Here is a 25,953-nt window from a genome sequence, read left to right as displayed (position 1 = left end):
ATTTGGTCTAAGGTAGGTGAGATTGTCTGACGACGGTACGAGATCGAGACGTCGAGATCGAGACGTCGAGATCGAAACACCCGCACCCGAAAACGCAGGAAAGGTCGCGACGAGGCGATGACGGAAGCCATTCTGCTGGTCGGCGGCCAGGGCACCCGGCTGCGCCCGGTCACGGTCCACACGCCCAAGCCGATGGTCCCCGCGGCGGGCGTCCCCTTCCTCGCCCACCAGCTCGCCCGGCTCGCCGCCGCCGGCGTCGACCACGTCGTGATGGCCACCTGCTACCTCGCCGAGGTCTTCGAGCCGCACTTCGGCGACGGATCCGCGTACGGCCTGCGACTGGAGTACGTCGTCGAGGACGAGCCCCTCGGCACCGGCGGCGCCATCCGCCACGCCGCACGACGGCTGCGCGGCGGGAGCGGCTCCGGCGAACCCGTCCTCGTACTCAACGGTGACATCCTCAGCGGCGTCGACCTCCGGGACCTCCTCGTCACGCACGTACGGCACGACGCCGACGTCACCCTTCACCTCACCCGTGTCGAGGACCCCCGCGCCTTCGGACTCGTACCGACCGACGACCACGGGCGCGTGCTCGCCTTCACCGAGAAGCCGCAGACCGCCGAGGAGATCGTCACCGACCAGATCAACGCGGGCGCGTACGTGTTCCGGCGCTCCGTCATCGACACGATCCCGGCGGACCGGCCGGTCTCCGTGGAGCGGGAGACCTTCCCGGGGCTGCTCGCCGCGGGCGCGCATCTGCACGGGAAGGTCGAGGACACCTACTGGCTGGACCTCGGCCGCCCCGAGGCGCTCGTCCAGGCCTCGGCCGACCTCGTACGCGGCGTCATCACCTCACCCGCCCTGCCCGGCCCGCCCGGCGAGTCGCTGGTCCTGCCGGGCGCCGAGGTCGCGCCGGACGCCAGCCTCGCGGCGGGAACCGTCGTGGGCGCGGGCGCCCGCGTCGGGCCGGGCGCGGTCGTGCACGGCTCGGTCCTGCTCGACGGGGCGGACGTGGGCGCGGGCGCCGACATCCGCCGGAGCCTGATCGGCGCGCGGGCCCGCGTCGGACGCCGCACCGTCCTCGAAGGCGCGGTCGTGGGGGACGGCGCGCGCGTGGGGGCCGACAACGAACTGCGGACCGGGGCGCGGGTGTGGTGCGAGGCGGTCCTGCCCGACGCGGCGCTCCGCTTCTCACCGGACGTACCCCACGCATCCCCCACCATCGAAGGGCTTGAGCAGTGACTGTGAACCTTCCCGAGGACAAGCCGGAGAAGCTGCCGGACGGCGGGCCCGACCGCCTCGCCGAGTACGTGCCGGAGAACCTCTCCGAGAGTCTCGCCGCCCGGCTGCCCGAGGCCTGGGCCGCGACCCCGCTGACCGTCGTCATGCCCACGTACAACGAAGCGGGCAATCTGCCCGGCATGGCCGAGGCCCTGATGGCGCTCCCGCTGCCCGGCCTGCGCCTGCTCGTCGTCGACGACTCCAGCCCCGACGGCACCGGCGAGATCGCCGAACGCTTCGCCGAGCGGTACGGCAGCGCCCGCATGAGCGTCCTGCACCGCACCGAGAAGGACGGCCTCGGCCGGGCCTACGCGGCCGGCATGGCGCGGGCGGTCGCCGAGGGCGCGCACTACGTCCTGCAGATGGACGCGGACGGCAGCCACCCCGTGGCGAAGGCCGCCGAACTGCTCGGCGTCGCCCTCGCCACGGACGCGGGCGTCGTCATCGGCAGCCGGTACGTCCAGGGCGGCACGCTCTCCGACGCGTGGGGCGCCCACCGCAAGCTGCTCTCCCGATGGGCCAACGCCTACGCGGGCACCATCCTCGGCACCCGCGTCCGCGACATCACCGGCGGCTTCAACCTGTGGCGCGCCGACGCCCTGCGCGCCATCGACCTGGCCTCGGTGGACAGCGCGGGCTACAGCTTCCAGGTCGAGATGAAGTACCGCGCGCTGCGCCGCGGCTTCGGCGTCATGGAGGTGCCGATCCACTTCGAGGACCGCACGGTCGGCGAGTCGAAGATGAGCCTGATGGTGCAGCTGGAGTCGGTCGTCATGCCGTGGAAGCTGCGGCTCGACGCGAGATCGTCCCCCCGGGGCGGGGAGGCGCGCCGATGACGGCCCCCACCCTCCAGGACACCCCGCCCGCGCCGGTCTCCCCGCCCGCGCCGGTCTCCCAGCCCGGCCCTGCGGCATCCCCCGCCGCCGCTCCCCGCCTCCCCCTGGCCCGCCTGCGCAGGCTCTTCCTTGAGCTCATGAAGTTCGGCCTGGTCGGCGGCAGCGGCGTCGCCGTGAACCTCGTCGTCTTCAACCTCCTCCTGCACGGTCTGGCCTTCGGCGCGATGACGGCGACGGTCCTTGCCAGCTGTGTCGCCATGGGCACCAACTACCTGGGCTTCCGCTTCTTCGCCTACCGCGACCGCGCCTCGCGCACGAAGCGGCAGATCGCGCTGTTCTTCGTCTTCAGCGGGATCGGCGTGGTGATGGAGAGTGTCCTGTTCTACGCGGCGTACCACGGAGCGGACATGAGCGGACCGCTCGGCTCCAACGTCGCCAAGGCGCTGTCGATCGTTCTGGCCTCGGCGTTCCGTTTCCTGGTCTACCGGACGTGGGTCTTCCAGCACGATGCGCGTCGCCACTAACGCGGCCGTACGACGACGGCCGGACCGCGGGGCAGCAGCCCTGCTCACCCCTGCCCTGTCCGTCCCCGCCCTGCTCGTCCTCGTCCTGCTCCTCCTGGTGATCGTCCGCCTGCCCTGGGCGGGCGACCTCGGCATCCACGCGGCGACGGTCGAACGCCTGCGCCACGACCTCGTCGACCCGGGCAATCCCCTGGTCGACGCCGACACCCCGAGCCCGTACTACTCGCCCTGGATGCTGCTGCTCGGTTGCCTGGCCAAGGTGACCGGACTCGGCACGTTCGTGGTGCTGCGGGTGGCGGCCCTGATCGGCCTGACACTGCTCGTCACGGGCGTCCGGCACTTCGTACGCACCTTCAGCGACCGCGCCGCGGCGCCGCCGCTCGCCCTGCTCTGCCTGCTGCTGCTCTGGGGACCGCAGTTGTTCAACTGGAGCGGCTTCCCCGGCCTCAACTCCCTTGCCCTGACGGTCTCGTACCCGAGCACGTTCGCGCTCGGCCTCTCCTTCCACTTCTGGGCGCTGCTGCGGAAGGCGCTGCGGGGCGGGGACGCGGGGTGGTCCTGTCTCCTCGCTCTCGGCGCGTTCTGGTCGCTGATCCTGTTGAGCCATCAGTTCACGGGCGTCGTCGCGTCGTTGGGCGCGCTGGCCCTGCTGCTCGGCGCCCGGCCGTGGCCCGCGCGGGCCCTGCTGGTCCGGCTGGCCGCAGGCCTGGCGCTGGGGCTGATCGTCCTCGCCGCCTGGCCGTACTACTCCTTCTTCGGCCTCTTCGACGCGGGCGGCCTGGAAGGCATCCACCGCGCCCTCTACCGGCACCTGCTGCCGCACTTCGGCCTGGCGCTCGTCGGGGTCGCCGCCCTGGTCCCGCGCTGGCGCCGCGACCACCGCGACCCACTGGTGCTCTTCTTCCTCCTCGGCGCGGCGATGTTTGCGGCGGGCGGCCTGACCGGCCACTACTCGTGGGGCCGGGTGCTGCCCGCGGCCCTGATCCCGGCGCAGCTCGCGGTGGCCCTCGAGGTGTTCGAGTCCGGTCGGGCGGGGGTGCGGCGCGCCTTCGCCGGGGCGCTGGGCGCGGCGCTGCTGCTCGGCGCATGGACCCAGTCGGGCACGCTGGGCTACGCCGTCCCGTGCGCTGCCCTGCCGGCCCCGGTCGCCGCCAAGTACAAGGCGCCGTGGGCGGGTTACGACTGGCTCGGCCCGAAGGTGAAGTACGGCGACGTGGTCCTGGCCAAGACCTTCCCCGCCCGCCAGATCCCCGCCTACGGCCCCTACACGGTCGCGCCCGGCTACCCGGACTTCTTCCTGCCGGACCAGGCGGAACGGGTCGCGGCGGTACGGGACTACTTCGCGCCCGGCACGTCCCGCGCGGACCGCCTGGACATCCTGCACCGGTACGGGGCGCGCTGGATCGTGCAGTACGCGGACGACGGTGGCCTGCGCGCGGGTGACCCCGCGCTGCGGCGGGCGGCGACGGGGCCGAAGGGGCAGGTCCTGTACGAGGTGGTGGGCTGAAGCTGGACTGTTCGCTCTGGATGTGCGGGCGTTGGGGCCTACCATCGAAGTTCAGCAGCTATCAGCAGCCATCAGCAGCCTGAGCCGACCCTCTGGGGTGATCGTGAGCGACTGGGCCGATCTGACGACCGGTAGGCGAATCAAGCATCTGCGGGGCTCCGATCTGACGCAGCAGGGCCTGGCGGATGCGTCGGGGCTGTCGCTGGCGCTGGTGCAGAAGGCGGAGCAGGACCGGGGCGAGTTGTCCGTCGGTTCGCTGCTGAGGCTTGCGCATGCGTTGAACTCGGATGTGTCGGTGCTCTTGGGGCAGCAGGCTCCTCGCCGGGGGATGAACCGGGACGTCCGCGTCGCCCTGCGCCAACTGTCCGATGCCGTACACGAGAGCGCCCCCGGCGAGTGGGAAGGCATCGACGATCCGAGCACCGTCGACGAACTGGCCGAGGCCCGCGACCTCGCGTGGGCGGCCTACTGGGCGAGCGACACGGCGAACGTGAGCGGCTACGCTTCCAAGGTCCTCATGGAGGGGCAGATCAGGTATGCCAGCGCCACGGGCAGCGAGCGGGCGCGACTGGGCTCGATCCTGGCGAGCACGTACCGTGTGGCCGCCTCGTGCTCCACCGGGTTCGGCCAGCGTGACCTTGCGTTGAGCGCGCTCACGTCGGCCAAGCACCTTGCGAGGGACGTCGGTGACCCCGTGATGACGGCGCTCCTGGAGTCCACGCTGTCGTGGATCTACCTGCGGGGCGCCAAGTTGCCCCGTGCCGTGGCGGTGGCCGAACGGGCGGCACTGGCGATCGAGCCGTCCTTCAGTAGTGGGTCCCGGCCCCAACTGCTCGCATACGGACGCCTGATGATCTCGGCGGCCGTGGCGGCGTCGAGGCGCGAGGACGAGAGCGCGGCCGACGACTACCTTTCTCAGGCGCATGCGGCGGCGGCCCGGCTGGGCCGTGACGAGAAGCTGTACGGAACCAGCTTCGGCCCGACAGCGGCCAGGACTGAGGCGGTCGGAATCCACGTCGCACTCAAGAGCTACGGTCGCGCACTCGACCTCGCCGGTCAGCCCGACATGAAGCAACTCCCCAAGTCCATGTCGAAGGTGGCCCGCAACCGCTACAAGCTGGACGTCGCCCTCGCCCAGTGCGCTGTCGGCCTGCACGACCAGGCGGCGGACACGCTCATCGAGGTGGCGCTGGACGCCCCGGAGTGGGTCAAGCACCAGGCGTTGCCCGGCGTCATCGGGAAGCGGCTCGCGAAGGTGTCGACGGCGCGGGTGCGGAACATCGGCGAGCTGATCGGGATGCCGCTGATCACGTAGGGCGCGAGCGACGGTGGCCTGCGTGCCGGTGACCCCGCGCTGCGGCGGGCGGCAACGGGGCCGGAGGGGCAGGTCCTGTCCGAGAGATCCTGTACGAGGTGGTGGGCTGAAGCTGGACTGTTCGCTCTGGATGCGCGGGCGTTGGGGCCTACCATCGAAGTTCAGCAGCCATCAGCAGCCTGAGCCGACCCTCTGGGGTGATCGTGAGCGACTGGGCCGATCTGACGACCGGTAGGCGAATCAAGCATCTGCGGGGCTCCGATCTGACGCAGCAGGGCCTGGCGGATGCGTCGGGGCTGTCGCTGGCGCTGGTGCAGAAGGCGGAGCAGGACCGGGGCGAGTTGTCCGTCGGTTCGCTGCTGAGGCTTGCGCATGCGTTGAACTCGGATGTGTCGGTGCTCTTGGGGCAGCAGGCTCCTCGCCGGGGGACGAGCCAGGACACCCGGATTGCCCTGCGGCGGCTCTCCGATGCCGTGCACGACAGTGCCCTCGGGGACTGGGAGGGCGTCGACGAGCCCAGCACATTCGCTGAGCTGTCGACCGCTCACGAACGCGTGGGTGTCGCCTATTGGCAGGGCGACTACGGGCAGTTGAGCGAACTCGTCGCCAAAGTGCTGCTCGAAGGGAGCGCCCGGTACGGGCAGGCCACAGGGCGCGAGCGGGAACGCCTCGGTTCGCTCCTCGCCGGTACCTACCAGTTCGCGTCCTCGGCGGCGATCCTGCTGGGGCAGCGGGACCTCGCCCTGAGTGCGCTCACCTCCGCGCGGCGCCTCGCGGCGGACTCCGGTGACGCCGTGCTGGCCGCGCTCCTCGAATCGACGCTGTCGTGGATCTACCTGCGCAGCGCGAAGGTCCCCCGGGCGATCGCTGTCGCGGAGCGCGCGGCCCTTGCGATCGAGCCGTCGTTCAGCAAGGCGTCCAGGCCGCAACTGCTCGGCTACGGGCGCCTGATGATCTCCGCGGCCGTGGCTGCGTCGCGGAACGGGGACGCCGTGGCGGCGGATGACTACCTCTCGCAAGCCCATGCGGCCGCAGCGCGGATCGGTCACGACGTGACACTGCACGGCACGCATTTCGGGCCGACCGCCGCGCACACCGAGGCCGTGGGAATCTCCGTGGCGCTCGGGAACCACGGCAGGGCGTTGACCCTGGCCTCGCGTACCGAACTGCCCGGCTCCCTGCCCAAACTCGCCCGCAACCGCTACAAGCTGGACGTCGCCCTCGCCCAGTGCGCTGTCGGCCTGCACGACCAGGCGGCGGACACGCTCATCGAGGTGGCGCTGGACGCCCCGGAGTGGGTCAAGCACCAGGCGCTGCCCGGCGTCATCGGGAAGCGGCTCGCGAAGGTGTCGACGGCGCGGGTGCGGAACATCGGCGAGCTGATCGGGATGCCGCTGATCACGTAGGCCTTACGGGGCGTAGGAGTTGAGGCGTGGCGGCCTCGTCTACCCATACGTCCCATCTCTTCACTGTGGGTGATCGAGTCGACACAATCGACGCATGGTCGGTAGTGAAAGTGAACGAGGGAACGGTCCGCGCGCGGCACGCAGGACCGAGGGGGACGTGAGGCGGCGTCAGGCGCTCGCGGACGCGGCGGCGGGCGTCTCGCCGGGTGAGGCCGAGGTGCGGGCCGGGACCGTGGGGATAGGGCGGTTCCGTTGCGTGATCTACCTTTCCGGTGCGGCCGGTACCGACATCGTGGTGCCTCGCAAGGAGTGCACGGAGTACGCCGAGGCGTTCGGGTGGGAGATCGCGGACGTCGTCGAGGAGCGGGTGGGGCTGCTGCCGCCGCAGGGACGGGTGGGGCTGGAGCGGGCCGTGGAGTGTGTCAGGAGCGGTGGGGCGGGGGCGGTGCTCACGGCGTGGCGATCGATGATCTCGCCGGCCGTGCAGGAGTACGACGAGGTGGCGCGGGAGATCGAGAAGGCCGGTGGCTTTCTGCACGTGAAGGACTCGGTGCGCGGCGAGCGGAGGGTGGCGCGGTGACCCGGCGGGTGTTCCGCTACGTCCCGTTCGTCATCGAGCAGGACCGGACGGCGGAGCCTGAGTACGAGGCACGGTGCGTGTCCGGCGACGAGAGCGAGTGCGGCGCGGAGTCCGGTACGTGCGGGGACCCGGGGCCGGTGGAGGAGTGGCAGCGCAGGCACACGCAGCAGACGGGCCACCGGCGCTACCGGCGGAACTTCGGCGACTACGCCGTGCTGCGGCCGCAGGCGGAGCGGGCCGAGTACGCGTGCGCGCACGACGGTGAGGGGTGACGTTCCATCCGGCGGCCGGGCGGCCATGGCGTGACGCCTGGCCGCTCGCGGCCCGTGCCGATGACGGCAACTGCTGGGTGACCGGCGCCTGTTGGCTGTACTGCCGACGCGAGGGTGTGCGCGTGCTGTGGGTCGGCTCGGTGCACACGCCCGGCGCGACGGGTGACGTGTACGGGTGCGGCCCGTGCCTGGCGGAGCTGAACCACATGGTGCGCGTCCAGTCGCACGGGCGTGACGCACCGGCGACCGGGAGCGCGCTCTGAGGCCGGGCCGGGAACACCCGGCCGGGCCTCAGGCGATGTCAGCGGTGTCAGTGATGTCAGGGGCAGGTGACGAGGACGATGGAGACGGCGGTGCAGGTGACGGAAGCGGCGTCGTTGGCGGGGTTGGGGTCGGTGGGCGCCGAAGCGGTGCGCTGACCGGTGACCTTGACCGGGCCGAGAGTCAGCAGGCCCAGCGGGACGCGGAAGGACTTGTGCACGCTCGCGTTGCCGGCGATGGCTCCGTAGGTACACGTCACCGTGGCACCGGCGGCAGTGCATCCGGCGGCGAGATTGGTGGCCCTCGCGCCCGTCGGGAGCTTCGCGGTGAGCGTCGCCGAACTCACGGCCCCGGGGCCGGTGTTGTGGGCGGTGAGCGTGTAGGAGAGGTAGGGCACCAGGAGGCTCAGGTACGGCTGAGCGGTGAGGTCGATGTCGATGTCCGCCTTGGCCGGGGGCGGCGCGGGGGCGAAGGCGATGCCGTACGGGCCGGTGAATCCGCCGATCGTGGCGGTGACGGCGTTGGTCCCGGTGTCGATGACCGAGACGGTGCCGTCGGTGACATTGGCGGCGTAGACGGCGGTGCCGGACGGACTGACCTCGACCCTGGCCGGACTGTCACCGACCGGGACGGTCGCCGCCACGGTGCCGGTCGCCGTGTCGATCACCTTCACGTCGTCGCTGCCCCGGTCGGCGACGTAGGCGCGGGCGCCCGACGGGGCGAAGGCGACGCTGTTCGGCGCGTCCCCGACCGGGACGGTGCCGGTCACGGCGTTGGTCGCGGTGCTGATGACCGAGACCGTGTTCCCGCCGTTGTTGGCGACGTAGGCGACGGCCCCGGACGGGCTGACCGCCACACCGGCTGGGGAGGCCCCGACCGGGACGGTGCCGGTCACCGTGTTGCTCGCGGTGTCGACGACCGAGACGGAGTTCCCGTTGTTGTTGGTCACGTAGGCGGTGGTGCCCGACGGGGATATCGCCACGCCGTTCGGGGAGTTCCCGACCTGGACGGTGGCGCTGACCGTGTTGCTCGCGGTGTCGATGACCGAGACCGTGTTCCCGCCGCTGTTCGCGACGTACGCGCGGTTTCCGGAGGGGGTGACGGCCACGTTGAGGGGGTTGCTGCCGACGGGGATGGTCGCGGTGACCGCGTTGGTGTCCGTGTCGATCGCGGAGACGGTGGCCTCGTCGAAGTTGGTGACGTAGGCGTGCGCACCGGCCGGGCTGACCGCGACGCCGACGGGGCTGTTCCCGACGGCGATGCTGCTAGTGACGGTGTTCGTGCTCGTATTGACCACCGAGACGGTGTCGCCGTGGAAGTTGGCCACGTATGCCGAGGGCCCGGCGGCGGCCTGTGCGGGCGCGGGGAGCGCGACGAGGCCGGCCAGCGCGAGGGCGCCGCCGGCGGCGAGAGAGGTGAGCCGCCGCCACCGCCGGCCGGCGAAAGGCGACCGGCTCGATCCGGAGGAAGGTCGCGGAGATCCGGAGGGTCGCGGGGAGCCGGCGGATGTCAGGGACCCGGAGGGTCTCGGGGGCCCGACGGGCCTGGAGCGTGCGGGTATCAAGGGACTTCCCCCTTCGGCGGTCCGCACCCTGACGGTGGATCCGGAAGACCCCGAGAACCGGCAGCCGTGCGGTCGTACGAGCCCCACCACCGCACGCCGCCCCGATCACCGGGCAACGCCCGGCGACGTCACCGGAATCCTCCCGCTCCCTCAACCACATGGAGGCCGAAACCCCACGGTTGTCCTGATGCGGTCAGAAGGTGGCCGCCCGACACCTTGACACCGTGCCCCACGGTTTCCGCCCCTGGCCCGTCTTCCGGGTCTCAGCCTGGGGGCGAGAGGAAGAGCCGGTCCGTGCCGACAGGGTGACGCCTGAGGGGGCGTTCCGAGTCATCCGGTCCTGATCTCGTAGCGCAGCTGCTGCAGATGCGCGGGCATGACCATCATGTCGGCCTGGATCGGCCGGTCCTCGTTGTCCAGAGTCACCCTGTTCAGTCGGAGGACCGGCTCGTTCTGGCCCAGTCGCAGGGCTTCGCGTTCCTCGGCGTCGGGCATGCGGGCGGTGACATCCTCCCGGACGCGTACGCCGATGTGGCCGAGCCCGGCGAGGAATGTCACGGCGCCGCCGCGGATCTTGCCCGTTTCGGCCAAGGGTGTGCCGCGGGCAATGTCCGACGGATAGTACGTGTCCGTCAACTCGCATGGCAGGCCGTCGAGTTCGATGACACGGCGGCGTACGACGACCGGCTCCCCGGCGACGACTCCGAGCAGATCTGCCACCGCGTCCGGTGCGGGCACCTCGCCGGCGTGAGTGATGCGCTGAGTGCCCTTGCCGCCCCGGGCGGCGGCCTCTTCGGCCCAGGCGTCGGACTGCCCCTTCTTCCGGGGCACCAGGTACGGCATCGAGGTGCTGACCCACGTGTGGTCGCTCACGGTGTCCTCCTGCGTGGCCGGTGGCGGCGACCTTGCCGCTCCGCACGTTGAGCGAAGCACATGAGGGCTGCGCGTCGCATGCGGCCACATGTCGGCCCCGAGAAGCAGCACCTGCGCCTCGCCTGGGCGTGAGTCCAGGCCGACGGCTCACGCGCGCCTCGCTCACCACGGGTGGGTGGGGGGTGGTGGGTGGGGAAGGGCGGTCGGCTGGAGTGTGGCTGGGGTGTGGGGTGTGGCGGTCGGTTGAGGGGAGGCGGGCACTCAGGTTGTGGGGCGAGCTGGGAGGGGGGCGGTACCCAGGTTGTGGGTTCAGGTGGGCCGGGGCGTTCGCGTTCTGGGGCCAAGTGGGCCAGGGCCCTCGCGTCGTGGGACAGGTGGGCCGGGGCCCTCGCCTCGTGGGGCAGGTGAGCCGGGGCGGGCGGGCTAGGAGGGACCGCCCCGGCTCACGGGGTGTCAGCGGGTCAGGCTGGCTGCCAGGCGCGCCGCCCTGCGGACTCGGGAGTTCGCCTTCGCGCCTGCCTTGCGGGCCAGGGGGCGTATGACCTTCGACGTCACGCCCACCGGGGTCCAGCGGAGCTGGAGGCGGCCCGAGGCCCGGCCCTCCGGTTCCACCGTGACCTCGTGGGGGAGCGCGCCGCCCCGGTAGTCCACGCGGGCCCTCAGGGTGGGGAAGGTGAGGGGCGCCAGGAGCAGGGCCGTGTTGCGGAGTTGGCCCGAGGTGAGTTGCAGGACCGGGTGGCGCGTGCCCGCGAAGCCGTTCAGGGGGAGCGGGGCCTGCGTCAGGTCCAGGCGCACCGTGCCCTCGAAGACGCCGGGGTGGACCGGGTCCAGGCGGAAGGGGGTCTTCATGCGGCGGCGGCCCGGGGCCAGGAGGATCGTGGCGATCTGCGGGCCCACCGGCAGGCGCAGGCCCGGGTCGTACGTGCGGACGGTGAGGTCGACCGAGGCGCCGGGGCCCGGCTCGACCCGGGTGATCTCGTGGCGGAACTGGGCGCTCGGGAAGGGGCGGGAGTCCAGGCCCTGGTCCGTGAGGTCCAGTTCGGCGCGGGCCGCCGACGACCGGGGGACGTGCGCGCCCCAGTAGACGCGGCCCTCCGCGTCCACCGACGTCTCGCGCGGCGCCACCCCGTGGCCGAGGCCCCGCGCCGCCAGCCGGGCCTCCGCCATGCGGCCGTCGCGGACCAGCTGGAGGACGACGCGCTCGGCCCGGGGCAGGCGCGCGTACGCGCCGGGGGCCAGCTCCGCCAGGTACGGGTTCACGATGTCCGCGAAGCCCGACAACCACTCCTCGTCGCGGAACGGCAGGTCACCCGCGTACATCCGGAAGTCGTGCTTGAGGAACTTGTAGTCCTTGGCCTCCCGCACACCCTCGTGGCCGCTCGACGTCAGGAACGCGTCGATGAGGCGCTGCACGTGGATGCGGTCGCGGACGTTCGTCAGCTTGTGGCGCTGGTTGGAGATGGACGCCGATTCCGCCGCCTCGTACGGGGCTATGTACCAGCGGTAGACGGGGTCCGGGATGACCGTGAAGGACCTGGCGAGGCAGTACGCCTGCGCCGAGAAGAGCTGGTCCTCGTAGTGGATGCCCTCGGGGAAGCGGAGGCCGTTGCGGTCCAGGAACTCGCGGCGGTACATCTTGCTCGTCGACAGGTGCTCGAAGAACAGCGCCGGTTCCGTCTCGATGCCCTCCACCGTGCGGCGCTCCGCCACCAGGTGCGCCATCCACGTGGAGGTGCGGCCGGTGTCGACGCGGACCCGCTCCACCGCGCCCATCGCGAAGTCCACCTCGCGCTCACGGTGCGCCGCGAGCAGCAACTCGACCGCCTGCTCGGGGAGTTCGTCGTCGCTGTCCAGGAACATCAGGTACGGGGCGCGGGCGACCTCGATCGCGTGGTTGCGCGGTGCGCTGCAACCTCCGCTGTTCTGCGGCAGGCGGAGGTAGGAGACGCGCTCGTCCTCGGACGCCAGCCGGCGGGCCACCTCGGGGGTGTCGTCCGTCGAGTGGTCGTCGCTGATGATGATCTCGATGTTCGCGTGCGTCTGGCGGCGCAGCGAGGCCACCGCGCGCGGCAGCCGTTCCGCGTCGTTGTAGACGATCACCGTCACGGTGACATCAGGAGTGGTGGTCATCGCTGAGTCGCCTCCTCGGGCGTCGGTGCCGGGGTGCGCTCGTCGACCGGGGTCACGGGCGGCAGGGACTCCTCGCTCTCGCCGAGGAAGACGCGGCGTACGACCCGTTCGGCCGCGCGCCCGTCGTCGTACTCGCAGAAGCGGTGCCGGAAGGCGCGGCGCGCCTTGGCCGCCGTCTCGTCGCGCCAGGCGTCGGAGGTGAAGATCTCCGTCAGCTCGTCCTGGGTGCGCGCGATCCGGCCCGGCGCCTCATCGAGCAGGTCGAAGTAGACGCCGCGCGTCTTCGCGTACGTCTCCCAGTCGTCGGCGTACACGACGATCGGTCGGTCCAGGTTGGCGTAGTCGAACATGATCGACGAGTAGTCCGTGATCAGCGCGTCCGCCGCGAGCGACAGCTCCTCCACGGGGTCGTACGAGGAGACGTCGATGACCCGGCCGCTCTTGCGCAGGCCCGCGAGCGGCGAGGTCGCGCCGCCGTAGAAGTAGTGGCCGCGGACCAGGAGCACCGTGTCCTCGCCGAGCCGGTCGGCGAGCGTGGCGAGGTCCAGGCGCGGGGTCCAGGCCGCCTCGTAGTCGCGGTGGGTGGGCGCGTAGAGGATGGCCCGCTTGCCCGGCGCGATGCCGAGCCGCTCCCGGATCGCGCGGATGTCGGCGCCGCCCGCGCTGTAGAAGACGTCGTTGCGCGGGTAGCCGTAGTCCAGCGAGGTGTAGTGCGAGGGGTAGGCCCGCTCCCACATCTCCGTGGAGTGCCCGTTCGCGGAGACGCTGTAGTCCCACTTGTCGATGCGGGCGAGCAGGCTGTGGAAGTTGAGGCCCTTGGACGCGGCCGGGTAGTCGAGCTGGTCCAGGCCCATGCGCTTGAGCGGTGTGCCGTGGTGGGTCTGGAGGTGGATCGCGTCGGGCCGCTTCACGATCGCGTTGGGGAAGTTGACGTTGTTCACCAGGTACTTGGCGCGCGCCATCACCTCCCAGTAGCGCGGTGTGCCGGGCACGATGTGGTCGGTGCCGGGCGGCAGCAGCGGCACGTTCGCGGCCGAGACGACCCACACGGGGCGGATGTGCGGGGCGAGTTCGGCGAGTTTCGCGGCGATCGCCGCGGGGTTGCAGGCCACGCCCCGGTCCCAGTACGCCGTGAAGACCGCGAGCTCGGGGTCGACGGGCCGCTCGAGCGCCCTGCGGTAGCGCAGGTCGCGAACCTTCAGGCCCACCTTGTGCTTGCGCGAGACGACCGCCGACCGGAGCTTGCGCCGCTGCTGGTTGGCCGTCTGGAAGGTGCGGTACTTGGTGTACGCGTCCTCTTCGAGGATGCGGCGCCGGACGCCTTCGAGGCCGCCGGGGTGCTGATGCCCCGCGGGCCGCCAGGCGAGCGCCGCCTTCGACGCGCGGTGGAAGAACTCCCTGCGCACGGCGTCGGGGAGCTGTTCGCGGGCGATGATGCGCAGGCAGTCGCCGACCATCACGTCGTACAGCGCGGCGCGCGGCGCCGTCGGCAGGCCGCGTCCGGCGGCGAGCCGCAGCAGCGACTCGTACCGCTCGATGACGCCGTACCGCTCCTCGGGACTGCCCTTGGGCAGGCTCTCCGCGCGCAACTCCCGTACGTTCAGCGCGACTTGGTCGAGCGCGGCGAGCCGGTCGGCGAGGAGCAGCGCGGCGTACGCGGCGAACGTCTCGTCGTCGACGGCCAGTTCGGCGCGGTGTGCCCGCCAGAAGTCGGCCCGCAGGACCCGGGTGCCGAGCAGCGGCGTGGCCTTCAGGAGGCTCGGGCAGTCCGCGAGCGGCAGGTCGCGGCGGCCCTGCTTGGCGAGGTGCTTGCCGTCGGGGCTCGGCATCCCCTGGTGCCGCCACGTCGAACGGACGTGGTCGACCACGAGGACATCCACGCCGCCCACGCCGTCCACACCGTCCGGCAGGTCGGCCACGCGGTCGGCGACGGCGCGCGGGGCGCCCGTCGGCACGCTGTCCTTGCTGTGCACGAAGTGCAGCCACCGGCCGGCCGCCCGCTCGGCGCCCGCGGCGCGGGCCGCGCCGTCGCCGGTGCCCTCGGGCAGCGGGACGACGGTGAGGCCGGAGCGGTCCGCGGCGGCGGCCTGCGCGGAGGCGCCCACCGCGGCGACGATCACCTCGACGCCGGGCGAGGCCTGGGCGGCCAGGGCGTCCAGGCAGGAACCGAGGTGACCCTGGACGTTGCGGCCGTGGACGATCACGCTCAGCACGGGCCCGGCGCTCCCACCCTGCTCGGGTCCGGAGCCGGCCCCCTGCTCGGGTCCGGCGCTCTCACTCTGCTCGGGCACGGTGGCGCCCCCCTCTCGTGTACTCATGCGGTGGCCGTCCCCCGGTGGGCGAGCATCCGGTCGACGACGCGGGCCGCGGCCCCGCCGTCGTCCAGGTCGCAGAACTCGGCGCGGAACTCGTCGTACGCCTTTCCGTACGGCTCGCTCGCCGCGTCGAGGTCCCGCAGCGCGGCGATCAGCTCGTCGGAGGTGGGCAGCAGCGGTCCCGGCGCGCGCTTCTCGAAGTCGAAGTAGAAGCCGCGCAGCCGGTCGCGGTAATGCTCCAGGTCGTACGTGAAGAACAGCATCGGACGGCCGGTCACGGCGAAGTCGAACATCACCGAGGAGTAGTCGGTGACCAGGACGTCGGCGATCAGGAGCAGGTCCATGATGTCCGGGTAGCCCGCGACGTCCCACACGAAGCCGTCGCCCGCGCCCGGCACCGGCTCCACGATGTGCGCGTGCGGCCGCACGAGCAGCACGTGGTCCTCGCCCAGCTCCGCGCGCGCCTTCGCCAGGTCGACGCGCAGGTCGAGCAGGAAGCCGCCGCGGTGGCGCTGCTTGTCCTCGCGCCACGTCGGCGCGTAGAGCACGACCTTCTTGCCCTCGGGCAGGCCGAGGAGGCGGCGCACCTTCTCGGCGCGCTCGGCGCGGTCGGGGGCGAGCAGCACGTCGTTGCGGGGGTAGCCCGCCTCCAGGAGCTCACCGCCCAGGTCGCCGCCGAACCGGAAGGCGCTGCGCATGATCGGCGTGCTGAACCGGTTGGGGGAGAGCAGCATCGTCCACTGGTGGCGCTCGCGGTCCAGGTCCGTCAGGTACTGGGTGCTGGCGAAGTGGTCGTTGTCGAAGTCGAAGCCGATCCGCTTCAGCGGGGTGCCGTGCCAGGTCTGGATGATCTGCTGGCCCTCGCGCCGCTCCAGCCAGCGCGGGAAGTGCGTGTTGCCGACGATGTAACGGGAGCGGGCCATCGCCTCGTAGTACTCGGCGCTGTACACACGCACCGCCTTCGCGGTGGGGGGCACCTCGCACTGGCCGTCCTTGACGACCCACAGGTGCTCCACCGGCAGACCGCGGCGGACCATCTCCTCGTGGATGGCGCGCGGCGAGTCGCCGTACATGCGGCCGCCGAACACGTCGTACAGGACGGCCTCGCGCAGCGGCTCGTGGCGGGCGGCGGGGTAGGCCTCGGTGCGCAGCCGCGTCTGGCGGTAGCGGCTGCGCTCCTCGGGGCGCAGCTCGGAGTGGGCCATCAGCGCGAGCTGGTCGTACTGGCGGGCCTGCAGCTCCACGCGCTTGCCGTGCGCCCGCACCTCCAGGGGCAGGACGGCGTGGACGGGCGGGGCGAGCTGGACGGCGGTGCGGGAGCCGTCGGGCTTCTGGACGGAGGGCCACCAGAAGCCGGCGCGCAGGGGCGTGGCGCCCGCGTAGGCGTAGGTGGGGGCGGGCACGAAGCTCGCCGTGAAGCGGCCGTCCGCCGCCTTCGCCGGGAACGTGTACTCGTGGCCCGACCACGTCTGGCGCAGGACAAGTTCGAGGTCGTGGGCGCCTGGGGCCGGGTAGCTGCCGGTGAGGGTGACGGTGCCGTCGGGGGCCGTGGAGACGTGGTCGACCAGGGGCTGGACGGGCTGGTCGCAGAACTGGAGGTAGCCGCCGGGGCTGCGCCGGGCGTAGACGGTCCTGCTGGGGTCCGCCTGCGCGAACTGGGCACCCGAGAAGCCCTCGCGGTCGTCCAGGATCAGGGCCAGGCGGGTCGACTTCGGCTCGGCGCCGGTGGACTCGACGACCTCGACCGACATGTCCCAGCGGGCGATCGAGCGTTCCGCCTGGGTCGGGCGCAGGCGCTCGTGCTCCTCGCGTATGCCGGTCAGGTCCGCCGTGCTCACGCGGGTAGTGAACGGGACGCGGCCGTCCTGCGGGACGCCGAGGTCGAGCGGGACGGTGTGGATCGTGCCGGACTCGCGGTGGCGCATGCGCAGGCGGGGCTCGCCCTCGGGCGCGGTGCGCAGGACACCCCGTACGACGAGGTGGGCGCCCTCGGCGCGGACCTCGAGGGCGCGGGCGTGCGCCGTCTCCACGCGGATGGCCAGCTCGCCGTCCTGGATCTGCGGGGCGACCCGGACGTCCTGGGTGACCCAGTGCGCGGGCGGCGTCTGGCCCGAGCCCGTGCCCGCGCCGGACAGCGGTCCGCGCCGCGGCGTCGAGCCCGTGCCTGCCACGGCGATCCGCACGTACCACAGGCCGTCGACCCACTTGCCGCGGTGGCGCAGCCGCGCCGGGTTCACCAGCGCGCCGAAGCCCGCCCAGTCGGCGTGCCGGAACTCGGCGCCGGAGGCCACCGTCGCCTCGGGGTCGAGATGGCTGCGCGCGGGCACGATGACCGTGCGGCGGCTGCCCTTCTCCTTCAGGATCAGCGACTTCAGCGCCTTGGTCCGCGACTCGGCGCCGATCTGGCGCGCGAACGCCCAGCCGGACAGCCACAGCTTGTCGTCGTGCCAGGCGGCCTCGTCGAGGCGGCTGCGCAGGCGCAGCTCCGGGTCCAGGCGCAGGACCGCGTCGGGGACGGGGTCGGTGGGGTCGAGGAAGGGGTAGTCGGCCTTCGGGTGCAGCGTCCCGGAGACGGGGATCGAGCCGGGGTGCTCCTTCTCGAACTCCAGCTGCCCGACCAGTTCGTCCAGGCGGCGGTGGACGGTCAGGTACAGCTTCAGCTTGTGCGGCACGTGCAGCGCGCGCACCGCGTCCTGGCCGATCTCGCGGACCAGGCGGCCCACGTGCTCCAGGAAGGCCTCCTGGTAGGCGGCGTCCGAGCCCGGGAGCACCTTCCAGAAGAGGGGGATCTCCTCGGCGAGCGCGTTGTGGTCGTAGACCTTCAGGTGCTCGGCGTACATCGGGTCGTCGTCGATGTGCGCCAGCATGAACTCGCGCACCATGCGGATCGACCTCACGCGGTCGATCAGGCCCTGCGGGTTGGTGCGGTTCTGCGTGATGGAGCGCTCGCCGATCTCCCGCTCGCGCCAGTTGTAGATCGGCTCGCTGAGGACGTCCACCGACTCGGCGAGGTAGTGCGCGGGGACGCTGACCGGTGCGTCCTCGTAGAGCATGGCCTCGGGGTAGGCGAACCCGTGCTTCTCCCAGAAGGAGCGGCGGTAGACCTTGTTCCACGCGGTGCGGTCGGTGAGCAGCGGGCGGAACTTCGACACGTGCGTACGCAGCCGGGTCGCCGCGAAGGGCACGCGGTGCACGGGGGACTGGACGTGGCCCGCGGAGCGGAAGCGGGTCACGTTGCCCGCCGCGAAGTCCGAGCCCGTCTCGTCGAGCGTCTCGATCAGCAGCGCGTACGCCGTGGCGGGCAGGGTGTCGTCGCTGTCCACGAACGCGAGGTACTCGCTGTCCGGGGACATCTCCCGCACACCCGTGTTGCGCGCCGCGCCCAGGCCCTTGTTCTCCTGGGATATCAGACGGAAGCGCGGGTCGGCATCGGCGAACGCCTTCGCGATCACCGCGCTGCCGTCCGTCGACCCGTCGTCCACCATGATCACTTCAAAGTCGGGGAAAGTCTGGGCCGCCAGGGACGCCAGACACTCGTCGAGGTAGAGCTCGACGTTGTAGACGGGGACGACAACACTCAGCCGTGGCTGCACGCGCACTCCTTCTGTTGCTAAACGCTCCCATAGTGTAAGGATCCGCGTATTGATGCGACAAAAGGGATAGCCTTATCGGCTCGGGGTAGGCGGTGGGGTTAGCCCTTGCCGCCCCCGGTGAACCGCTCGTACTCCTTCAGCACGTCCGCCGTGGGGCCGTCCATCCGCAGCTCGCCGCGCTCCAGCCAGAGCACGCGTTCGCAGGTGTCGCGGATCGACTTGTTGTTGTGGCTGACCAGGAAGACCGTGCCCGCGCGCTTGCGCAGCTCGCGGATGCGGGCCTCGGAGCGCTTCTGGAAGGAGCGGTCGCCGGTGGCCAGGGCCTCGTCGATGAGGAGCACGTCGTGGTCCTTGGCGGAGCCGATGGAGAAGCGCAGCCGCGCCGACATGCCCGAGGAGTACGTCCGCATGGGCAGCGTGATGAAGTCGCCCTTCTCGTTGATCCCGGAGAAGTCGACGATGTCCTGGTAGCGGTCCCGGATCTGCTCGCGGGACATGCCCATCGCCAGGCCGCCGAGGAAGACGTTGCGCTCCCCGGTCAGGTCGTTCATCAGGGCCGCGTTCACGCCGAGCAGGGAGGGCTGGCCGTCGGTGAAGATGCGGCCGCTCTCGACGGGGAGCAGCCCTGCGACCGCCTTGAGCAGCGTCGACTTGCCCGAGCCGTTGGTGCCGATAAGCCCGATGGCCTCGCCCTTGTACGCGGTGAACGAGACCTTCTTGACGGCGTGCACCTTGCGGGTGCCCGGGGACTCGCCCTTGCCGCGCCTGAGGATGCGGCCGAGCGCGGCGGTCGCGCTGCCGCGGCCCGCGGTGGCGCCCGCGCCGTGCACACGGTAGACGATGTCGACCTGGTCGACGATGACGGTGGGGGCGGTGCCCAGGTCGGGGACCTGCGGGGGCACGGCATCTGCTTTCGTCTCAGCCACGGCCGTACGTCTCCTCTGCCTTCCAGAAGTAGATGAACCCGCCGACCCCGGCGAGCAGCGCCCAGCCCAGCGCCCAGAGCCACACGTGGTGCGGGAGCTGGTCCCGCTGGAAGCTGTCGATCAGCGCGAACCGCATCAGGTCGATGTAGACCGCCGCGGGGTTGGACTCCAGGACGACCTTCACGATGTGCGGCAGGTTCTGGTCCTTCAGGACGGCGTCGATGCTCCACATCACCCCGGACACGTACATCCAGGTCCGCAGCACGAACGGCATCAGCTGCGCGATGTCCGGCGTCTTGCTGCCGAGCCGCGCCATGACCAGGGCCAGACCGGTGTTGAACGTGAACTGGAGCGCCAGGACCGGGACCACGAGGAGCCAGGACGCCGTGGGCGGGACGCCGAAGCAGAGCAGGATCACCAGTAGCGCGCACATGGAGAAGAGCAGCTGCTGGAGCTGTTGCAGGCAGTACGAGATCGGCAGCGCGGCCCGCGGGAAGTGCAGGGCCCGCACGAGGCCCAGGCTGCCGGAGATGGCGCGCGTCCCCGCCATCACGGACTGCTGCGTGAACGTGAAGATGAAGACGCCGGTGACGAGGAACGGGACGTAGTCCTCGACGTCGCGCTTGGAGTCCATCAGGACGCCGAAGATGAAGTAGTAGACCGCCGCGTTCAGGAGCGGCGTCATCACCTGCCAGACCTGGCCGAGCTTGGCCTGGCTGTACTGGGCCGTCAGCTTGGCGGTCGCGAAGGCGGTGATGAAGTGGCGCCGCTGCCAGAGCCGGCGCACGTAGGCGGGCAGGGAGGGGCGGGCGCCGCTGACGGTCAGGCCGTACCGGGCGGCCAGCTCGGTGGGGGAGAGCGCCGGTTCCGGTGCCGTGGGGGTGGCGCCGGGCGCGGGGGGCGAGGGCGCGGGGACGGTGGGGTGCGCCGGAGGGGTCGCCGTGCCGGTCGCTGTGGAGGGCGGGGTGGGGGGCGGTGTGTCTAGGGCCTGGCTCACATCCGCTGCTTTCGCTCGGGGGAAGCGGGGGTGACGTACGGAAGGGGTGTACGCCAGTGGGACATCGGGGATATTCGGGTCATCTGAGATATCCGGGACGGTGACAGAGTACGTCGGGACGGGCCCGTATCGTCGCAACGCCGAGCGTAGGGCGCGTTACGTCGGGACGCAACCGTATCGTCGTCACGCTCTATGCTGTCCGTATGACGACGAGCAGGCCAGCAGGTGAACAGCCGCGCCGCAGGGTCCCCGCCGGAGCCGCCGTGCTCCGCGAGGACGTGACCGAGGCCATCAGGTCCGCCGTCTTCGAAGAGCTCGCCTCGGTGGGCTACGCGCGCATGTCGATCGAGGGCATCGCCCGCCGCGCGGGCGTCGGCAAGACCGCCGTCTACCGCCGCTGGCGCTCCAAGCTGCACCTCGTGCTCGACCTGGTCTCGGCCATAGCGGTGCAGGGTCTCCCGGCGCCCGACACCGGATCCCTGGAGGGGGACCTGCGGCTCCTGTACGAGGTGACCTCACGCGCCCTGCGCCACCCCGTCGCCTCCCAGGTCATCCCCGACCTCCAGGCCGAGGCGGCACGCAACCCCGAGATCGCGGAGGCGCTGCAGAAGGCGCTGCGCGAGGGGCAGCACGGAGTCGCGAGCGGGATCGTGCGGGCGGCCATCGAGCGGGGCGAGATGCGGACCGGCGCCGATGAGGACCTGGCGCTGGATCTCGTTTCCGGGCCGCTCTACTGGCGGTCCGTGGTGGTGCGGGGCGAGGTGCCGAAGGGGTACGTGGGGAGACTGGCTACGGCTACGGCTGCGGGGTTGCGGGCGCTGTAGGGCTGCGGGCCGGTGGGGCGTCTTGGGTTCAGTGCTCGCCGCGGTCCCTGGGCCCTAGCGGTCGAGGTCGGGGCGGCGTGCGGCCAGGCGGTCCATGAGGGTCGCGCTGCGCGAGAGCACCTGCCGCTCCTCCTCCGTCAGTTCGGCCTCGATGGCCACCGCCAGCCAGCCCGCCCTGCGGCCGCGTTCCGCGTCCAGTGCGGTTCGGCCCGCGGGGGAGAGTTCCAGGAGGGTCTTGCGGCCGTCCGTCGGGTGGGGTCTGCGGGCGACCAGGCCCTGATCGAGGAGGAGGCCGACCGCGCGGGCCATCGACTGGGGGCGTACGCGCTGATCGTTCGCGAGGTCGCTGGTGGTCATGGCGCCGTCGCGGTCCAGCACCCCGAGGACGGCGATCTGCCCGTGCGGGATGCGGTCCTCGCGCTGCACGCGCCGGGTGAGCTTGCCCATCGCGGTACGCAGTTCGGCGGCGACGGCGGCGGCTTCCGGGGTGGGCATAGGGCACTTTAACCCGGAAGCGGCTTTGCGCAGCGGAACTGAGCAGCAATGGTGAACAGCACAACTGAACAGTGCAACTGAACAGCCGTGCTGTACAGTTTCGTCGCGTCGGGTCCAGCGCCAGCGTCGTCGCAGCCAGGGTCCGGCACGCGACAACGGGGAGGAACCTCCATGCCCGCACAGACCGCCGTCCGCGGTGTCACCGCCCGCGCCGTCCTCGACAGCCGCGGCAACCCCACCGTCGAGGTCGACGTCGTCCTCGCCGACGGATCTCTGGGCCGGGCCGCCGTCCCCTCCGGCGCCTCCACCGGCGCCCGCGAAGCCGTGGAACTGCGCGACGGCGACCCCGAGCGCTGGCACGGCAAGGGTGTCGACCGGGCCGTGGCCCATGTGAAGGGTGAGATCGCGGACGCCGTCACCGGGCGCGACGCCGACGACCAGACGGGCCTTGACGCCACGCTCGTCGCGCTCGACGGCACGCCCACCAAGGCGCGGCTCGGCGCCAACGCCCTGCTCGGCGTCTCCCTCGCCACCGCGAAGGCCGCCGCGCTCTCGCACCGGCAGCCGCTGTACCGCTACCTCGGCGGGGCCGACGCCCGGGTCCTTCCGGTGCCGATGATGAACATCGTCAACGGCGGCGCCCACGCCGACAACCCGCTGGACTTCCAGGAGTTCATGATCGCGCCGGTGGGCGCGCGGACCTTCGCCGAGGCGGTCCGGATGGGCTCCGAGGTCTTCCACACGCTCCGCCGTGATCTGCTGGCCGCGGGGCACTCCACCGCCGTCGGCGACGAGGGCGGCTTCGCGCCCGCGCTGCGTACGGCCGAGGAGGCGCTCGACTTCGTCATGGCCGCGATCGAGCGTGCCGGGTACCGGCCGGGACCGGACATCGGCCTCGTCATGGACCCGGCGTCCTCGGAGTTCCACCGGGACGGCGTGTACGTGTACGAGGGCGAGGGAGTTCGGCGTACCTCTGCCGAACAGGTCGACTACTTCGCCCGGTTGATCGACGCGTACCCGATCGTCTCGGTGGAGGACCCGATGGCCGAGGACGACCTCGACGGGTGGCGCGAGCTGACGGCGCGGGTCGGCGGCCGCTGCCAGCTGACCGGCGACGACGTGTTCTGCACGAATGAGGCGCTGGTGCGGGACGGCATCCGTACCGCAGTGGCGAACGCGGTCCTGGTCAAGGTCAACCAGATCGGGACGCTGACCGAGGCGCTCGGGACGGTGGGCGCCGCGCGGCGGGCCGGGTGGGCGGCGGTCATGTCCCACCGCTCCGGGGAGACGGAGGACACGACCATCGCGGACCTGGCCGTCGCCACCGGATGCGGCCAGATCAAGACCGGCTCCCTGTCCCGTTCCGACCGCACCGCCAAGTACAACCAACTCATCCGGATCGAGGAGGAGTTGGGGGACTCGGCGGTCTACGGGTACGCCGCCGGGTGAGGCGGGCGGGAAGGCGAGGGCAGGCGCTAGCGGCGTTCCGCCGTCGGGTGCAGGCGCAGCCAGCCCGCCCACGCCGAGGCCACCATCTCGCGCACGTCGTGCTTGGCGGACCAGCCGAGTTCCGTGGCGATGCGGTCCGCGGAGGCGACCACGCGGGCCGGGTCGCCGGGGCGGCGGGCCGTCACCTGCGCGGGGGTGTCGTAGCCGGTGACGTCGTTGATCAGGTCCGTCATCTCGCGGACCGAGACGCCCTCGCCGCGGCCGATGTTGAGGGTGAGGTCCGTGCCGGGCGCGGCGGACGCCAGCTTGCGGGCCGTCGCCACATGGGCCTCGGCGATGTCGACGACGTGGATGTAGTCGCGTACGCAGGTGCCGTCGGGGGTGGCGTAGTCCGCGCCGAAGACGCGCGGGGCCTCGCCGTCGGTGAGCTTCTCGAAGACCATCGGGATGAGGTTGAAGACACCGGTGTCGGCGAGGCCGGGCGCCGCCGCTCCCGCCACGTTGAAGTAGCGCAGAGACGCCGTCGCCAGGCCGTGGGCGCGGCCCGCCGCCCGGACCAGCCACTCGCCGGCCAGCTTCGTCTCGCCGTACGGGCTCATCGGCAGGCACGGCGTGTCCTCGGTGACGAGGTCGACGTCGGGCATGCCGTACACCGAGGCGGAGGAGGAGAAGACGAAGTGGGCGACGCCCGTCGCGACCGCCGCGTCCAGGAGGGCGCGCAGGCCCTCGACGTTCTCCCGGTAGTAGTGCAGCGGGCGCTCCACCGACTCGCCGACCTGCTTCTTTCCTGCCAGGTGGACGACGCCGGTGACCGCGTGCTCCTCAAAGGTGCGCGTGAGCAGGTCACCGTCGAGGACCGAGCCGACCACCAGCGGTACGCCGTCGGGGACGCGCTCGGCGATGCCGGTGGACAGGTCGTCGTAGACCACGGCCCGCTCGCCCGCCTCCGTCATGGCGCGGACGACGTGCGCCCCGATGTATCCGGCGCCGCCGGTGATCAGCCAGGTCATGGTCGTCTTGTCCCGTCTTGTCGCGAGTGTGGTGCGTGAGGTGCAGTGTCGCAGAGGCGTTGTCCGATGCGTGTCAACGGCCCCCGACGGCGCCCCGCACGGAGCGGGCGAGCCGGGCGACGCGCCGTTTCGCGACGCCGGCCACCCCCCGCACGCCGGGCGCGAGCCGCACCGAGAGGTTCCCGGCCTGGGTGGCGTACGGCTGGACGAGCAGGATGCCGCGCCGCCTGCTCGGCACCACCGTGCGGCGCAGCAGCCCGGGCCCTGAGACGGCGTTCGCGGTCGTGTCGCGCGTCGTCCCGTCGTCGAAGTGCAGCCGCAGGCGTATGTCCCACACCCCGTCGGCCAGTGACCCGAGGTCGAGCAGGGCCGTGGCCGTCCAGGTCTCGCCCGGCTTCTCGGGGGTGAAGGCCGCCGTCCTGCGCAGTCCCGGCTGGCCGCCGTTGCGGGGCACGAGCTCGACGTCGACGGTGGCCGGGCCCGCGTCCGCGACGCGCCCGTACAGCTCGCGCAGCCGCAGGGTCAGCCGCGAGCCGCCCGCGGCCGGGCGCAGCTCGCCGTCGACCGCGATGGGCAGCAGGCGCACGGGGCGGACGAGCAGGTGCTCCAGGGTGACCTGGGGGAGGTCGTCCGCCCAGACGGGCGTGGTGTCGGCCGCCCTCGCGTACGGCGGGGACAGCCGCGCGGGGCGCGCCGCCACCTGCTTGAGGCGGGCCAGGTCGCGCGGCTCCTCGGAGGCGAGCAGGACGCGGGCGATGACGCGGCCCGGCGCGGGCGCCGCGTCGAGGTCGGCGTCGTCGAACGTCGCCAGGTAGGCGCGGGTGAGGGCCCACCACTCGCGCTGGTACTCCTTGCCGCGCGAGGTGAGTTCGCGGGTGTACATGCGCAGGCCGTGTTCGAGGAACTTGGCGCGGGCCGCCCGCGCGAGCCGCTTGCCGCCGGTGCCGCGCGCGTCCCGCAGGATCTCCACGGACTGGCGGTGCGCCTCCATGCGGGCCTGCCAGTTGGCGATCCCCGAGCGGTCCAGGGAGATCGACAGTTTGGCGGCGGCGCGGCGCACGTGCCAGACGTAGACGGTGTCGGGGACGAGCGCGATGCGCGGGGCGGCGGCCAGTATGCGCGCGGTGAAGACGAAGTCCTCGTAGACGAAGCGGCCTTCGGGGAAGCGGATGCCGTGCTCGCGCAGGAAGTCCGTGCGGTAGAGCTTGTTGACGCAGAGCGTGTCGTGGACAAGCCGGGTGCGCAGCTCGGGGCGGGCGACGAGCCGCGCCTTGGTGTAGAGCTCGGGCTGCCAGGGCACCTCGCGGCCCGACGGCAGCTCGCGGCGCACGCACAGCCCGGCGGCGACCTCGCTGCCGTGCCGGTGCGCGGCGGCGAGCAGCGCGCCGACCGCGCCGGGCGGCAGCACATCGTCGCTGTCGAGGAACATCAGGTACGGCGCGGCGGCGGCGTCGATGCCGTCGTTGCGCGGCGTGCCGCAGCCGCCGCTGTTGGTCTCCCGGCGGATCACACGGACGCGGGGGTCGGTGTCGGCGAGCGCGGCCAGGACCGCGACGCTGTCGTCCGTCGAGCAGTCGTCGACGGCGATCACCTCCCGGACCGCGGGTCCTTGGCGCAGCGCGGAGCGCACGGCGTCCGCGACGTGGGCGGCGTCGTTGTAGCCGATCACGACGACGGAGACCTGGCCGCGGGAGGCCTGGTTCTGGGCGGACGGTTGGGGCAGGGTGCGTTCCACAGTGGAAATTTTAGATGCTGCTCGTAATTATCCGATTAAGGGGGTTTTCGTGGGCGGGGC

Annotated in this window: 21 protein-coding genes; 11 read left to right on the top strand and 10 right to left on the bottom strand. The window is 71.9% G+C overall.

Annotated elements, in window-relative coordinates:
* The first annotated feature begins 117 nt into the window (after positions 1–117).
* From manB to AC07DI_RS13595, 9 genes are all read left to right on the top strand, one after another.
* On the top strand, positions 118–1,242 hold the full coding sequence (gene manB / locus AC07DI_RS13635) for a mannose-1-phosphate guanylyltransferase (RefSeq protein ID WP_478904411.1): 1,125 nt from the start codon (positions 118–120) through the stop codon (positions 1,240–1,242).
* A gap of 68 nt (positions 1,243–1,310) precedes the next feature.
* Positions 1,311–2,117 carry a polyprenol monophosphomannose synthase gene (locus AC07DI_RS13630; RefSeq protein ID WP_478904476.1) on the top strand — a complete coding sequence of 269 codons (807 nt, stop codon included), beginning with the start codon at positions 1,311–1,313 and terminating at the stop codon, positions 2,115–2,117.
* Complete coding sequence (locus AC07DI_RS13625) at positions 2,114–2,641, top strand: GtrA family protein (RefSeq protein ID WP_478904410.1); 528 nt, start codon at positions 2,114–2,116, stop codon at positions 2,639–2,641. The genes AC07DI_RS13630 and AC07DI_RS13625 overlap by 4 nt, the downstream gene beginning before the upstream one ends.
* Entirely contained in the window at positions 2,625–4,148 is a 1,524-nt protein-coding gene (locus tag AC07DI_RS13620) for a hypothetical protein (RefSeq protein WP_478904408.1), read from the top strand. The genes AC07DI_RS13625 and AC07DI_RS13620 overlap by 17 nt, the downstream gene beginning before the upstream one ends.
* 103 nt (positions 4,149–4,251) lie before the next feature.
* Complete coding sequence (locus tag AC07DI_RS13615) at positions 4,252–5,463, top strand: helix-turn-helix domain-containing protein (RefSeq protein ID WP_478904406.1); 1,212 nt, start codon at positions 4,252–4,254, stop codon at positions 5,461–5,463.
* Between the two features lie 203 nt (positions 5,464–5,666).
* A complete protein-coding gene (locus tag AC07DI_RS13610) occupies positions 5,667–6,869 on the top strand; it encodes a helix-turn-helix domain-containing protein (RefSeq protein WP_478904404.1) in 1,203 nt (400 codons plus the stop codon).
* 157 nt (positions 6,870–7,026) lie between these two features.
* A complete protein-coding gene (locus AC07DI_RS13605) occupies positions 7,027–7,449 on the top strand; it encodes a hypothetical protein (RefSeq protein WP_478904402.1) in 423 nt (140 codons plus the stop codon).
* Complete coding sequence (locus AC07DI_RS13600) at positions 7,446–7,721, top strand: DUF7848 domain-containing protein (protein WP_384255080.1); 276 nt, start codon at positions 7,446–7,448, stop codon at positions 7,719–7,721. The genes AC07DI_RS13605 and AC07DI_RS13600 overlap by 4 nt, the downstream gene beginning before the upstream one ends.
* A complete protein-coding gene (locus AC07DI_RS13595; protein ID WP_478904400.1) occupies positions 7,718–7,984 on the top strand; it encodes a hypothetical protein in 267 nt (88 codons plus the stop codon). Before AC07DI_RS13600 ends, AC07DI_RS13595 begins: the two co-directional genes overlap by 4 nt.
* A gap of 56 nt (positions 7,985–8,040) precedes the next feature.
* Here the strand turns inward: AC07DI_RS13595 and AC07DI_RS13590 are convergent, their stop codons facing one another.
* The 7 genes from AC07DI_RS13590 to AC07DI_RS13560 all read right to left on the bottom strand — a co-directional run bounded on the left by AC07DI_RS13590 (position 8,041) and on the right by AC07DI_RS13560 (position 20,380).
* Complete coding sequence (locus AC07DI_RS13590; protein WP_478904398.1) at positions 8,041–9,309, bottom strand: beta-propeller fold lactonase family protein; 1,269 nt, start codon at positions 9,307–9,309, stop codon at positions 8,041–8,043.
* 567 nt (positions 9,310–9,876) lie between these two features.
* Positions 9,877–10,419 carry a GntR family transcriptional regulator gene (locus tag AC07DI_RS13585; protein WP_478904396.1) on the bottom strand — a complete coding sequence of 181 codons (543 nt, stop codon included), beginning with the start codon at positions 10,417–10,419 and terminating at the stop codon, positions 9,877–9,879.
* 453 nt (positions 10,420–10,872) lie between these two features.
* Positions 10,873–12,549 carry a glycosyltransferase family 2 protein gene (locus tag AC07DI_RS13580; protein ID WP_478904394.1) on the bottom strand — a complete coding sequence of 559 codons (1,677 nt, stop codon included), beginning with the start codon at positions 12,547–12,549 and terminating at the stop codon, positions 10,873–10,875.
* Positions 12,546–14,867, bottom strand: a complete 2,322-nt coding sequence (locus AC07DI_RS13575) for a CDP-glycerol glycerophosphotransferase family protein (RefSeq protein WP_478904392.1) — start codon at positions 14,865–14,867, stop codon at positions 12,546–12,548. The genes AC07DI_RS13580 and AC07DI_RS13575 overlap by 4 nt, the downstream gene beginning before the upstream one ends.
* Positions 14,864–18,457: a bifunctional glycosyltransferase/CDP-glycerol:glycerophosphate glycerophosphotransferase gene (locus tag AC07DI_RS13570; RefSeq protein WP_478904390.1), complete on the bottom strand. Its 3,594-nt coding sequence runs from the start codon at positions 18,455–18,457 to the stop codon at positions 14,864–14,866. The genes AC07DI_RS13575 and AC07DI_RS13570 overlap by 4 nt, the downstream gene beginning before the upstream one ends.
* A gap of 98 nt (positions 18,458–18,555) precedes the next feature.
* Positions 18,556–19,383 (bottom strand): ABC transporter ATP-binding protein, encoded by an 828-nt coding sequence (locus AC07DI_RS13565; RefSeq protein WP_478904389.1) that lies wholly within the window; start codon positions 19,381–19,383, stop codon positions 18,556–18,558.
* Positions 19,376–20,380 carry an ABC transporter permease gene (locus AC07DI_RS13560; RefSeq protein ID WP_384255061.1) on the bottom strand — a complete coding sequence of 335 codons (1,005 nt, stop codon included), beginning with the start codon at positions 20,378–20,380 and terminating at the stop codon, positions 19,376–19,378. Before AC07DI_RS13560 ends, AC07DI_RS13565 begins: the two co-directional genes overlap by 8 nt.
* A gap of 203 nt (positions 20,381–20,583) precedes the next feature.
* On the opposite strand from AC07DI_RS13560, the gene AC07DI_RS13555 reads away from it, so the two are divergent.
* Entirely contained in the window at positions 20,584–21,204 is a 621-nt protein-coding gene (locus tag AC07DI_RS13555) for a TetR/AcrR family transcriptional regulator (RefSeq protein WP_478904387.1), read from the top strand.
* A 54-nt stretch (positions 21,205–21,258) separates the two neighbouring features.
* On the opposite strand, the gene AC07DI_RS13550 is transcribed toward AC07DI_RS13555, so the two are convergent.
* A complete protein-coding gene (locus tag AC07DI_RS13550; protein WP_478904385.1) occupies positions 21,259–21,699 on the bottom strand; it encodes a MarR family winged helix-turn-helix transcriptional regulator in 441 nt (146 codons plus the stop codon).
* 171 nt (positions 21,700–21,870) lie between these two features.
* Here AC07DI_RS13550 and eno point away from each other — a divergent pair, with 171 nt between their 5' ends.
* Positions 21,871–23,148, top strand: a complete 1,278-nt coding sequence (gene eno, locus AC07DI_RS13545) for a phosphopyruvate hydratase (RefSeq protein WP_478904383.1) — start codon at positions 21,871–21,873, stop codon at positions 23,146–23,148.
* Between the two features lie 26 nt (positions 23,149–23,174).
* Here the strand turns inward: eno and galE are convergent, their stop codons facing one another.
* Together galE and AC07DI_RS13535 are read right to left on the bottom strand one after the other, a co-directional pair.
* Positions 23,175–24,158 carry a UDP-glucose 4-epimerase GalE gene (gene galE, locus AC07DI_RS13540; protein WP_478904381.1) on the bottom strand — a complete coding sequence of 328 codons (984 nt, stop codon included), beginning with the start codon at positions 24,156–24,158 and terminating at the stop codon, positions 23,175–23,177.
* A gap of 73 nt (positions 24,159–24,231) precedes the next feature.
* Positions 24,232–25,893 carry a glycosyltransferase family 2 protein gene (locus AC07DI_RS13535; protein ID WP_384255041.1) on the bottom strand — a complete coding sequence of 554 codons (1,662 nt, stop codon included), beginning with the start codon at positions 25,891–25,893 and terminating at the stop codon, positions 24,232–24,234.
* Positions 25,894–25,953: the final 60 nt, after the last annotated feature.

Source organism: Streptomyces sp. NPDC044106 (assembly GCF_056433985.1).
The sequence above is the reverse complement of the archived record's forward strand: the minus strand, read 5'-3'. Positions and strand labels throughout refer to the sequence as shown.